13 protein-coding genes and 1 pseudogene are annotated in these 11,137 nt (G+C 71.4%); 7 read left to right on the forward strand and 7 right to left on the reverse strand.

From position 1 onward, the window contains the following. Nucleotides 1–169: 169 nt before the first annotated feature. A complete protein-coding gene (locus EDD39_RS37490) occupies nt 170–1,015 on the reverse strand; it encodes a helix-turn-helix domain-containing protein (RefSeq protein WP_123564022.1) in 846 nt (281 codons plus the stop codon). A gap of 94 nt (nt 1,016–1,109) precedes the next feature. On the opposite strand from EDD39_RS37490, the gene EDD39_RS37495 reads away from it, so the two are divergent. From EDD39_RS37495 to EDD39_RS37505, 4 genes are all read left to right on the forward strand, one after another. Continuing rightward, entirely contained in the window at nt 1,110–1,886 is a 777-nt protein-coding gene (locus tag EDD39_RS37495; protein WP_123564023.1) for an alpha/beta fold hydrolase, read from the forward strand. A 49-nt stretch (nt 1,887–1,935) separates the two neighbouring features. Further along, nucleotides 1,936–2,088 carry a hypothetical protein gene (locus EDD39_RS40085; protein WP_162870345.1) on the forward strand — a complete coding sequence of 51 codons (153 nt, stop codon included), beginning with the start codon at nt 1,936–1,938 and terminating at the stop codon, nt 2,086–2,088. A gap of 350 nt (nt 2,089–2,438) precedes the next feature. Beyond that, complete coding sequence (locus EDD39_RS37500) at nt 2,439–2,843, forward strand: hypothetical protein (RefSeq protein WP_244257503.1); 405 nt, start codon at nt 2,439–2,441, stop codon at nt 2,841–2,843. Between the two features lie 317 nt (nt 2,844–3,160). Then, nucleotides 3,161–3,535 carry an STAS domain-containing protein gene (locus EDD39_RS37505; RefSeq protein ID WP_162870346.1) on the forward strand — a complete coding sequence of 125 codons (375 nt, stop codon included), beginning with the start codon at nt 3,161–3,163 and terminating at the stop codon, nt 3,533–3,535. 73 nt (nt 3,536–3,608) lie between these two features. On the opposite strand, the gene EDD39_RS40090 is transcribed toward EDD39_RS37505, so the two are convergent. The 5 genes from EDD39_RS40090 to EDD39_RS37520 all read right to left on the reverse strand — a co-directional run bounded on the left by EDD39_RS40090 (nt 3,609) and on the right by EDD39_RS37520 (nt 5,775). Then, complete coding sequence (locus EDD39_RS40090; protein ID WP_162870347.1) at nt 3,609–3,782, reverse strand: hypothetical protein; 174 nt, start codon at nt 3,780–3,782, stop codon at nt 3,609–3,611. A 76-nt stretch (nt 3,783–3,858) separates the two neighbouring features. Continuing rightward, nucleotides 3,859–4,281 (reverse strand): hypothetical protein, encoded by a 423-nt coding sequence (locus EDD39_RS37510; protein ID WP_123564025.1) that lies wholly within the window; start codon nt 4,279–4,281, stop codon nt 3,859–3,861. 48 nt (nt 4,282–4,329) lie between these two features. Next, nucleotides 4,330–4,752, reverse strand: coding sequence for a DNA polymerase Y subunit UmuC family protein (locus EDD39_RS37515; protein WP_123564026.1), 423 nt, complete (start codon nt 4,750–4,752; stop codon nt 4,330–4,332). Next, the gene (locus tag EDD39_RS39175; RefSeq protein WP_148089608.1) at nt 4,749–4,958 is read right to left on the reverse strand and encodes a hypothetical protein; all 210 of its coding nucleotides are present in this window, start codon (nt 4,956–4,958) and stop codon (nt 4,749–4,751) included. The genes EDD39_RS37515 and EDD39_RS39175 overlap by 4 nt, the downstream gene beginning before the upstream one ends. Before the next feature lie 28 nt (nt 4,959–4,986). Next, nucleotides 4,987–5,775 (reverse strand): hypothetical protein, encoded by a 789-nt coding sequence (locus tag EDD39_RS37520; protein WP_123564027.1) that lies wholly within the window; start codon nt 5,773–5,775, stop codon nt 4,987–4,989. Here EDD39_RS37520 and EDD39_RS37525 point away from each other — a divergent pair. Then, entirely contained in the window at nt 5,768–6,238 is a 471-nt protein-coding gene (locus tag EDD39_RS37525) for a hypothetical protein (protein ID WP_123564028.1), read from the forward strand. The genes EDD39_RS37520 and EDD39_RS37525 overlap by 8 nt on opposite strands. Nucleotides 6,239–6,582: 344 nt before the next feature. Here the strand turns inward: EDD39_RS37525 and EDD39_RS37530 are convergent, their stop codons facing one another. Further along, the gene (locus tag EDD39_RS37530; RefSeq protein ID WP_123564029.1) at nt 6,583–7,446 is read right to left on the reverse strand and encodes a replication-relaxation family protein; all 864 of its coding nucleotides are present in this window, start codon (nt 7,444–7,446) and stop codon (nt 6,583–6,585) included. Between the two features lie 702 nt (nt 7,447–8,148). Here EDD39_RS37530 and EDD39_RS37535 point away from each other — a divergent pair. Together EDD39_RS37535 and EDD39_RS37540 are read left to right on the forward strand one after the other, a co-directional pair. After that, the gene (locus tag EDD39_RS37535; protein ID WP_162870348.1) at nt 8,149–9,759 is read left to right on the forward strand and encodes a replication-relaxation family protein; all 1,611 of its coding nucleotides are present in this window, start codon (nt 8,149–8,151) and stop codon (nt 9,757–9,759) included. A gap of 263 nt (nt 9,760–10,022) precedes the next feature. Then, nucleotides 10,023–11,025 (forward strand): annotated as a pseudogene (locus EDD39_RS37540) (IS5 family transposase). Nucleotides 11,026–11,137 lie beyond the last annotated feature (112 nt).

An 11,137-nucleotide genomic window follows, 5' to 3' on the forward strand; every position in this document is an offset into this window, starting at 1 on the left:
CCGGGGTCGCAGCCGTGACAGGCCGGTCCAGCAGAACCGCTGTGCCGGGACGGTCGCTCAGGCCGGAGGCCGGGCTCGTCGAGACCGTCGTCGAACACGTCGTCGAGACTGCCGCCGAACCCGTTGCGCCGGCCGGAAGGCAGCCGAGCGGGAGGCGGGCGCCGGCGGGTCAGCCGAGGGTCGTCGCTGCCTGCCAGGCGCCTGGGCGCAGGCCCGTCGCGTTCAGGAAGAAGAGCGAGAAGTTCGAGGGGTCCGGGAACCCTAGTTCGCTCGCGCACCGCGCCGCGGTGACGCGTTCGTGGGCCAGCAGGCGCTTCGCCTCGAGTGCGATCCGTTCCACGATGTACGCCTTCGCAGTGCGCCCGGTGGCCTGCTGCACGGCCCGGGTCAGGGTGCGTGGGGCGAATCCGAGCGCGGCCGCGTAGTGACCGGCGTCGTGGTGGGTCCGGAAATGCGCCTCGACGCTCGAGCGGAACAGCTGGAACGTCGGGTTCGCCGAGCGCGCCTCGGAATACGGAGGATCGAGGCGGGTGATCAGTGCGGACAGCAGGATCGCGGGCAGTTCCGTCGACGGGTCCTCGGCCAGGGCGGCCGCCTCCAGGACAAGGTGCCCGCGTGCCGCGTCGACGAACGGCCACGCCTCGGCGGGCACCGTCCACCGGGCGACGGGACCGGGGGAGGCGACCATTGCGCGCGTGTGGTGCGTCACCGGCGCGGTCGGGACGAAGAGCACCAGGTGTCCCGTGATGCGGGTGATGTCGTCCCAGCGGTGCACGGCGCCGTGCGGGATCAGCACCGCGGTCCGCGCCGAGAGCGGATGGGAGGCGAAGTCGACCGCGACCGTGCCGTCGCCCTCGTCGACGAGGGCGAGGACGTGGAAGTCGGCTCGTTGCGCGCCGCGGTCGTTGATGTCCCGGAGCCGTCGGAACGTCATCACCTCGACCGACGAGGCCCCGCGGCCGACGGGCTGATAGGTCATGTGCCGGATCGTTGCCACGAGTCCAGTTTTCACCATCGACCGTCCAGTCGTGCCGATGTCCCGTCCCGCGCTCGACGGTCCAATGGAACCAAGGAAGAACCAGCCGCAGAGCAAACCGGAGGACCCCCGCATGAACGGCACACGGCACCTTTCCCTGCCCGCGTACGACCATCGACCGGGTACGGGCCCGACCCTGGTCTTCCTGCACTACTGGGGCGGCTCCGCCCGCACCTGGGACCCGGTCGTGGACCGCCTGCCGGGCCGCGACACGCTCGCGGTCGACTTCCGCGGGTGGAGCCGTTCGCGCACACTCCCCGGGCCCTACACGCTCCGCCAACTCGCCGACGACACCGCGGCCGTCCTCGCCGATGCCGGAATCGACGACCACGTCCTCGTCGGGCACTCCATGGGCGGCAAGGTGGCGCAACTCGTCGCCGCGACGCGACCCGCCCGCCTGCGGGGGGTGGTCCTCGTCGGATCCGGACCGGCCAGGCCGCCTGCGGAGATCACCGTCGAGTACCGCGAGTTCCTCTCCCACGCCTACGACACCGAAGAGTCCGTCGCCGCCGCCAGGGACACCGTCCTGACCGCCACCGACCTGCCGGCGCAAGCCAAGGCACAGATCGCTGCGGACTCCCGGGCCGCCGCCGAGGCGGCACGCACCCAATGGCCGCTGCACGGCATCGCCGAGGACATCACCGAACACACCCGCACGATCAGCGCCCCCACCCTCGTCATCGCCGGCGAGCACGACCGCGTCGAACCCACCGACGTGCTGCGCCGCAACCTCCTTCCCTACCTCTCCGGAGCACAGTTCACGGTGATCGCGAACACCGGGCACCTCATCCCCCTCGAAGCCCCCGGCGAACTCGCCGACGCGATCACCGCGTTCGCACCGACCAGCTGACCGGCGATCCGCCCCAAACGTTTCCTCCTTCCAGGACACCCCCGACGACGTGGCGGCCGCGGCCGCCGCCCGCCTCGAACGCGGCCCACTCCTGCACGAGGGGCGGCACCGGTTCGTCGTCCTCATCGAGGAGACCGTGCTGCGCTACCGCATCGGGACGCCGCCGCGACGGCCGGCCAGCTCGACCACCACCGGGCCGTGATGCCGCTGCCCACCGTCCCCGTCGTACCCAACGCTGCGGACCCACACGGGAAAGGCTCAACCGCTGCCTGCCCCCGGCGAGGATCCGATCGCCTCCCCGGCCCACAACCCGGGCGGCTGGCACGGCCGGCGGGGGTACGGCCGGTCTCCCCCAGGCCAGAGCCGCCCGCCGCCGGCAGCGGGTACGGGCATGCTCCGGCCCCGCCCTGCAGGTTGTTGACGTTGTGTCAGTTCGTTTGCCTGTTCGTCCTCTGCGGGGTGGTGTCCTGCCTGATGATGTTGTTGTCCTCGGGAAACCCTCTGGGCAGCTGGGTGGGTGGCCTGGTCGGGGGGAAGGGGGCCGGTGTGGAGATGATCGGCAGCACCGGCCTGCACAGGGAGCCCTGGCCGGAGCTGTTGCCCGACGGCCGCCCGGCCCTGATCCTCCTCCAGGCCCCCGACCGCCAAGTGCTCGCCGCGGACGGCTGGGTGGGCCTCAAGACCATCCGGCACTGCGCCGATGCGGCCACCGAAGCGCACCCCGGCTGGTCGGCCGTCCTGGACGACTGCCGTCTGACCCTGCACTGCCCCGGTGGCACCCTCTGGTTCGGTGGCCACGTGGCCGCCGACCGCCACTGGCGCCGCCGCCTGCGCGACCACCGCACCCTGCTCCTGATCACCGGCTCCTTCACCACCCCCTTCGACTTCCGCCCCGCCGCCCAGGGCGGACACCTCCTCCTGCTCACCACCCCCGCCCGCCTCCTCGGCGGCCCGTGACCCCGGTTCGGGCCTCGGCGTCCGGGCCGGGGCCGGGTGCCCGAGTGCTCGGCATCACCGGGGCGGACAAGGTGCTCACGACGGCCGAGAGCATCCCCGCCGCACTCGAACACCCTCGGCCCACACCCCGGATCAGGCCAGGAACCCGGTACGGAGCCCGCTTGCGAATCCGCACAAACATCCGGCGGCCCCTCTACCCGGGCCGGGTGCGGTAGCACCACCCGGCCGGATCCCCGCCCGCCCCTCACCTGCGCTCACCCCCGCCCATGGCGCTGTGGCAGGCTGGCCTCGATCTTGACCCCCGCGAAGGAGGCCGCGTGTCCGAGCAGGACCCCACCACCACGTTCCACCTCACCACCCTGCACACCCCCACCCCCGCCCGCATCCTGCGCCTGCACGGCGAACTGGACTACGCCGCCAGCCCCCACCTGCGCCGCGCGCTGAGCGACGAGATCGCAGCCCGCCCGCCCCTGCTGGTCCTGGACCTGTCCGACCTGCTGTTCTGCGACTCCAGCGGCCTCAACGAACTCCTCAGGGCCCGGCGCAACCTGCACCACGTCCCCCTCGTGCTGGCCGCCCCCGGCCCCCAGTTCCGGCGGCTGCTCGACGTCACCCAGACCGACCAGGTGTTCGTCATCACCGACACCGTCCCCGCCGCCCTCGCCTACCACGAACTGGACACCCCCCAGTAACCCGGGACACCCCGTCCGCTCGCCAACCACGGTCCTGCCCCCACCCGCCGCCCTGACGACCTCCATCACCCCCTCACCGGCGGCCCGCCCGGCCGCCGACCCGCACCCGCCCGACACGCTGCGCCGGGATCCGGTCGAGGAGCCCGGCCCGGACCTGGCCGATCAGGACGCAGGCCTGGTGCTGTAGCTCGGCCGGCACCATCCCTGACGAACCGTCGGGCGGCACGTGCTGCGGGCGGCAGTCCACGGCACACACCACCGCCCGCCTGGCTCAGCTACCAGGCTTGTGCTTTAACGTCTCGATGTTCGGCAGTCAGACCTGATCAGAGCTTCAGCGGCCCGTAGGTGCCGTTCGCGAAGGTGAAGGCGGTCGGCTCGCTGTCGTACTCCTCGCGGAAGTATCCGCCGTAGCCGGGTTTCTCGATGTGGGGTGCCAGCAGGTCAAGGATGGTGACGAGTTCGCCCATCTCGTCGTCGAGCCAGCAGTTGCGGCTGAACAGGCCCCACGCGAAGAGCTCGCGGCCGGCCGCGAAGCCGCGGGACTGACGCCGCAGGGAAGCGAAGTCTCCCCCGGGCAGGCGACCGTCCGGGTCGGGAGCGAGGACCGGGTATGTGTGCTCGTCCGGGTCGATCGCGGTGGGACGTCCGTTGGTCAGGCCGAGGTGCCATCGCAGGGCGTTCAGAACCGCGTCGGGGGTGTCGTCCCGGAGGAAGCAGGTGAAGACGACTTCGAAGTGGAGGCTCACGGGAGCGCATTCTGTCCGGCGCGACCGACAGACCGGGAACCGCTGCCTTCATCCATCCCTGAACCCAGCCCCGAGGTGTCCCACACGCACCGGGGGCGGTGCACCCGGTGGAGCAGTACCCGGCCGACGGCCCCGGGCGGGCGGGGGTGAGGGGGTGGGGTCGATGCCTTGGGCGTGGCGGTGCAGGCAGGTGCCGGGGCCACTGCCGAGGGCGCGCTGCAGCGGGGTGGCGGCGATGCGGCCCGGGGTGGTGAGGCCGAGTCGGGCGAGGGTGCGGGCCGCGGCCGGTCCGATGCCGGGCAGGGCGGTCGGCGGCAGCGGGGCGAGGAAGCCGGTCACCTGGTCGTCGGTCAGCACGCGCAGGCCGCCGATGGGTTGGGTGCGGGCGGCGAGGTGGGCCAGCAGCGGGTTGCTCGCGGCGGCGGTGGTGGTGTCGGTGGCGTGGGTGGCCAGTGCGCGGGCGCGGATCATCGCGGCCAGGCCTGCCGGGTCGGTGTGGAAGTAGGGCAGGGCGCCGGAGATGTCGAGGAGGGGGCGTTCGGGGGCAGGGCCTGCACGACGGGGGTGATCGCTTCCAGGGGGTCGAGCAGCACTTCGTAGTCGGCCGGGTCCAGCTCGCCGCCGGGCGGGTGGAAGCGGACGTGCAGCACTGTCGGTGTGCCGGGGCGGGTGCTCACCCAGGCACCCCCGGTTTTACCGGGCCCTTCAGCATGTCTCTCTCGAGTCGGTGTCCCCGCACGCGAGGGCCAGTTCGATCAAGCCGCGCAGTTCGTCGTCGCGGAGGATCGCCGGGTATCCCCCCTCCGTCGACAGGCGGCGGTCCAACTGGTGGATCGTCAGCAGTGCGGCCCGGATTGCCGGGGTTATCTCGCCCATTCGGACAAGGGCTTGGAGCGTGTCACGAAAGAACCCGTAGCTGTCCCCGCCCGTGGCGACCGGTACCACGAATTCCTCCAGAACGTGGATGCTCGGTTCGGTTCGGCCTGTGATCGACCAGAGCGTGATGGCCGCAGAGAGACGCGAGTAGTCGGTGCTGTTCTCCATTGCGAGCCGGACGCGGTGGGCGTGGGGCGCGGCGTCGGAGCCGAATTCGGCCAGGGCGCCGATCTGCCTGTAGTCGGGCTCTTCTGTCGCGGTGACGGCATCGCCGATCATCCGCAGCCTCGCCTCGCGGTCCATGGTGATGTATGCGGCGGTCGAGGCCACGAACGAGTGGTTGCCGGGGTAATCCAGGACCTGGCAGGTGCGTAGGGCGGGTGCAGCTGGCGCGGCGGCCGTGCCGATCGCTTGCAGCACCCGGACCACGTGGAGTGCAGTCCAGCTGTCGGCGAGCAGGGGCAGGAGGTCGGGCAGGGCCGGCAGGGCGTCCTCTCCCCAGGCTTCCAGCACTTCGAGGAACGGGCGGGTCGCACCGCCTCGGGCCCCGCCTTGCCGGATCGCCTCCTGAATGGCGGGCAAAAGGATGTCGGCGTGTGCGCGCAGCGGGATGAGCACGTACTGGGGCGACGGCACCACCGCCCGCGACTACCACCGCGCCCTGCCAGTCGTCGCCACCACCCTGCCGCTGCTGCGCGCCCGCAGCGCCGGCGCTGCGGTGTGGCGCCGCTTCGGCCGACCCGGCTGGCACACCCTCACCGACGCGCTCGACAACCCCGACGGCGACCAGCTCCTCGCCTCCCAGCGCGCGGCTGCCGACCAGGCCCGCCGCGAACAGCAGGCCGCCGAGCGCGAAGCCGCCCGTCCGGCCTGCACCCGCTGTGCCGCGAAGTTCACCGACGAGCGGTGGGCGGAGAAGGATCGGACGGTTTGGGACGACGGGCTGTGCGGGTCCTGTCGCCAGGCCGATGCCGACCAGCGCGAGCGTCGCGAAGCTGAGGAAGCGGCCGAGCAGCAGCGCGCCGTCGAAGCCGCGGCCGCTGAGGCGGAGCGCGGCTGTATCTGGTGGCGCCGAAGCTGACCGTCCCGTCGCCGTCACCGGGGCCGGTGAGTTCGGCATCGGCTCGGTGAGTTTCGCTTGCCGCAACCTTTCCATCGCAGCTCAGAGACGGTTCGGTGCGACGGCGGCGCAGGCCCGCGACGGGTAGCCGGCTGCGCCTGCGACCTGGGTTGCAGCCGGCTGCGACCAGCCGGTGAGTTTCGCAGTCGCAGGCCGGTGAGTTCGCTGCGACACCGGTGAGTTTCCGGTCGCCGAAACTCACCGGCCCAGGTCAGAGCGCTGCGATCCCGGATCGCAGCGCGGCCGCCGTCCACGGCCTGAGCGGGCTGCTCCTTTGCCGCCCCGGTCCGGCCGACGTTCACCAGCTACAGCTCCGTCCAGCCGCACGGCCGCCGTTCCTGCCCGGTGAGCGGGTGCCAGATAGGGGCGGCGGGGCCGTGCTGGAGGAGGTCTTCGAGGCGGGCGGCGCCGGCCGGGACGGCGGTGAGCATCTCGGCGAGGCCGGGCCGTTCCTCGGCGGCCAGGCGCAGGTCCGCCACCGCGGTGCGGGCCTCGGTGGCGGTGGTGCCGGTCAGGACGACCAGGAGCCGCGGGAAGGTCTTCCAGAGGCGTTCCCAGGCCCGCCCGGCGCCGCCGGGGCCTGTCTGTTCCCATAGGCGGGCGCAGGCCGCGAGCTGCCCGGCGATGGGCTCGGTGCCGGTGTCGGGGCGGTGGAGTTCGACGAACGCGCGCAGCCGCAGCCGGGTGTGGTCGAGGTTGGCGGTGTAGGCGAGTTCGGCGGCGGGCCGGTAGAGGGGCCCGTCGGTGCCGGCGCGGTGCTCCGGTGCGGGGGTGAGGTCGAGGGGCCCGCAGTCCTCGCCTCGGGTGCGGGCGTCGGTGACGAAGGCGCAGTGGATGCGGCCGAGGTTGAGGAAGTGGCTGCGGCCGTAGCGCAGGGCGTCCGGCTCGGCGGCCGCGGCCGCGCTGGTGCCGTCGGGGCGGCGCGTTTCGGGGAAGGCGGCGGTGGCGCTCGCGCCGGCGGCGGTGAGGTGCCACGCCTTCGCCCGGCCCGCCTGGGGGAGGGTGATGAACTCGGCCAGGCCCTCGGTGTGCAGGCGGGTCAGCCGCTTCTGGGTCTGCTTGAGGCCGGCCTGCCCGCCGTGGAGCTGGTGGAGTTGTTCGGCGGCGGCCAGGGTGAAGCGGGCGAGCGTCACCAGGACGTCGTGGTCGGTTTCCAGATCCCCGGTCACGAAGGCACTCCCTCAGGTTTCGTGCACGGGGCGATCCCGTGCTCGGGGAATGAAACCCCACGAAACTCACCGGATTTCTAGATGGCAAGGTTGGTTGTCCATAACGATTGCGTAACTGTGCCTACCAAGGTATCTGGCGTTCTAACCGGTTTTCTAACCGGTCCGAAAACCGGTCCGTTATCCGGTCCTTACCAACCTTGGCAGCCGCTCCGGCCGCAGTGCTCTGACCTGCCGGAACGGCCGTCAAGGTGCCCGGTGAGTTTCCTTGATGGCCCGCCAAGGAAACTCACCGGCCACCTCGACGGGCCGGTGAGTTTGACCGGGGCTCTTCCGTTCCCCCTACCGTTTCCTCTACCACGCCTCCTACCGGTCCTGCCATGCCGGGGACGGAAGAATGGGCACGTCAGGGCCCGGATCCGGGGCCCAGCTAGGGTTCGACATTCCCCTTCTCCCGTCTTTTGCTTTTGGTTTTGGCTTGTGTCGTCTGTTCGGTTCGGGATGCACGCCTGCGGCGGGCTTTTCTCTTTCTTCGCGTCCGGCTGGAGCCGTCCGCGCGAGTGGTGGAAAGCGGCCGCCGCGGCCGCCGATACAGGGGCCGGGCCAGGGCCCGGCGCGCGGGCCCGGAACGGGCTCGACGGCTGTCACAGCGGCCGGATATCCCGGAGGAACACCACGCCCGCCCACGCACCTCGGGAGACGCCCGTGCACGCCCCCGCCCGCCTAGCCGAACCCGACGACGACCACGACCAGGCCGACGCCACCCGACCCGAACCGCCCGACCGGATCGCGGTCCGGCGCGGCAAGCCGAAGGCCAACGACTCCACCAACGCGCTGCGCGCCGAGGTCCTGGGCGCGCTCGGCGTCCTCAAGGTCGCCACCGCCGACCAGCTCCAGCGCCTGCTGCGCCCCAGCGCGATGTCGAACAAGGCGATCCGCCAGGCGCTGAACGACCTCGCCCGCCAGCACCTGGCCGCCTCCGACGGCAACACCAAGACCCGGGACAAGACCTGGCGGCTGGAAGGCACCGCCGGACTGGAGGCGGCCGGCCACGTGCTGCGCCTGCCCCGCTCCGAGATGGGCGGCACCACACGGGGCGCGGGCAGCAGCGGCGCACAGCACGCGATGGCGGTCAACGAGAGCGTGCTCGCCTTCATCCTCGGCGGCACCGCCCCGGGCGCGACCGGCGGCGTCGGGGGGATCGAGGACTGGGCCACCGAGGTGGAGTTCACCCTGCCCGGCGGCCGCCGCAAGGTCCGCCCGGACGCCCTATGGCAGGCCCCCGAGATCGGCCTGCCGGTCCTGATGGTCGAGGTCGACCGCTCCACCATGTCGCTGCGCCGCCTGGCGGCGAAGCTGCCCGCCTACCGCGAGCTGTTCCGGGTCAAGGTCAAGGACAGCGACCCGGCCCTCGCCGACAAGGACCCGGCCGACCGGATGGTGCACTGGTGGCACCGGACCTGGCCCGGCCACACCCGGCCCGGCTACCCGCCCGTCGCCCTGGTCTTCACCGACGCCAGCACCACCACCCTGACCAACCGCCAGCAGAAGGTCGCCAGCATGTCCGCCGACTGCTGGCAGGGCACCCGCTGGACCGTCACCCGAGACGACAACGACGGCGACGGCTGGCGCGAGTACGACGACGCCATCCCCGTCATCGCCACCACCCTGGACCTGCTGACCGAACACGGCCCCCTCGGCCCCGCCTGGTGGCGCTACGGCCGCCCCGGCCGCCACTCCCTGCTGGACGCCCTCGACAACCCCGACAACCGCGACGCCTACAACCAGCGCCAGAAAGCCCGCGAGGACAAGGCCCGCCAAGAAGAACGCGAAGCCGCACGCCGACACCGCAAGGCGATGCGCACCCTGGCCTGCGCCGACTGCGGCAACATCCCCGAACAGGCCACCACCCGGGAGTACGGGCCAGACGGCCGCCAGGACTTCACCCGCCGCCCCCGCGGCCGCTGCTGGGACTGCCACCTCGAACACCAAGAACAGCAGGCCGCAGCCGCCCGCGAACGCCTCCACCAAGCCCGCACCGCCAACGCCCAGCTGCGCCCGTGCTGGACGTGCCGGGGCTCCATCGGCGGCGAGGAGGGCTCGGAGTTGGAGCTGACGCAGAAGGCCGGCCCCGACCGGCTGGAGTGCCCCGGCTGTGAGCACGATCGCCAGGAGAAGCGGCTCGGGCCGCTGGTGCTGCCCGCGCCGACCAAGCGTGAGCAGATGGCTGCCCTGGTCTCCACCCCCGCCGACCCGTGGTGGGACGTCCGGGTCCTGCACGCCAAGATCTACCCGGTGAAAGACCGGACAGCATAAGAAGTCGGCCGTCTTCGTTCCGGTCACCGGCCACGACGGTTCTGCACCTGGCTGCTTCAGAACACCCTCGTTTGCGGTGAACGGTGTCGGCGATGCTTGCCCGGCCGCTACTCTGGCGGCGATTCTCCAGCCCGCAAAGGAACTGCTGTGTCCAGTCAGAAGAAGACAGTCTTTGCCACCGTGGTCCTAGGGCGCGTATCTGGTTGTGATCAATTTGTGGGTTTCGCCCTCGTGGTGGGCCCTGGTCCGGTAGATCGTGTTGTGTGACGCGAGTGCAACTGACGGACGCCGAGTGGGAGTTCATCGAGCCGTATCTGCCGGTCGGTGAGTACGGCCCGTACCCCGAGCGGTTGCGTCGGCAGTTCGAGGGTGTGATTTGGCGGTTTCGGACGGGCGGGCAGTGGCGGGAGGTGCCGGGCGAGTTCGGGGCCTGGTCGACGGTCCACAACCGCTTCCGGCAGTGGAGGGACGCCCGGGTGTTCGAGGCTCTGCTGGAGGGTGCGATCGCGGAGGCCGCGAAGCGTGGTGAGGTGGACTTGTCGCTGGTCAGCGTGGACTCCACGACCGTTCGGGCCCACCACGACGCCGCCGGGATGCACCTGGACCCCGACACGCTCGCCGACCTGGAGAAGGCCGCCGAGGAGGCGGAGAAGGCCCGGCAAAAGGGGCGGCTCGGAGGGACAAGACGGGCAGAGCGCCGAAGACGACCCGGAGCGGGACGAGCGGCGACGCGTCCGACGCCGGCGCAAGCTCCGGCTGAAGGCTGCCCTGCTCGGGCGCTCCAGGGGCGGTCAGACCGGCAAGATCCACGTCGTCGGCGAGCGCAGGTGCCGCCCGCTGGTGCTCGTCCTGACGAGGGACAGGCCGCCGACAGCCCGCAGTTCATCACCGCGCTGAAGAAGATGCGGGTCCGCGGGCCGATCGGCCGCCCGCGCACGCGGCCCGACGCGGTCGCCGGGGACAAGGCCTACTCGTCCTGCGGCAACCGTTCCTACCTGCGCAAACGCCACATCAAAGCGGTCATCCCGGAGAAGAGGGACCAAGCCGCCAACCGCAAGAAGAAGGGCCGCCAGGGTGGCAGGCCTGTCAGCCACGACACCGAGCTCTACAAGGAACGGAACACCGTCGAGCGCCTGATCAACAGGCTGAAGGCCTGGCGCGGCATCGCCACCTGGTATGACAAAACCCCGGAAAGCTACCTCGCCGGCCTCCACCTCCGTGGCGCGAATGATCTGGATCAAGGACCTCACCAGGACCACCCCTTGATCACGACCAAATACGCTCCCTAGTACTGCAACGGTGCTTATCGTGTCGGTTGTTGGGTCGTTCGTTGGGCTGTTCATGGGTGGGGAACATATCCGAGGTCGATGCTCGTCGC

This window comes from Kitasatospora cineracea (assembly GCF_003751605.1).
Lineage (GTDB): Bacteria > Actinomycetota > Actinomycetes > Streptomycetales > Streptomycetaceae > Kitasatospora > Kitasatospora cineracea.

Excerpts from the sequence above, each read along its gene's own strand:
- EDD39_RS37500 (WP_244257503.1), top strand. The coding sequence starts at position 2,439 with ATGATCGGCAGCACCGGCCTGCACAGGGAGCCCTGGCCGGAGCTGTTG.
- EDD39_RS37515 (WP_123564026.1), bottom strand. The coding sequence starts at position 4,752 with ATGATCCGCGCCCGCGCACTGGCCACCCACGCCACCGACACCACCACC.
- EDD39_RS37495 (WP_123564023.1), top strand. The coding sequence starts at position 1,110 with ATGAACGGCACACGGCACCTTTCCCTGCCCGCGTACGACCATCGACCG.
- EDD39_RS37525 (WP_123564028.1), top strand. The coding sequence starts at position 5,768 with ATGAGCACGTACTGGGGCGACGGCACCACCGCCCGCGACTACCACCGC.
- EDD39_RS37490 (WP_123564022.1), bottom strand. The coding sequence starts at position 1,015 with ATGGTGAAAACTGGACTCGTGGCAACGATCCGGCACATGACCTATCAG.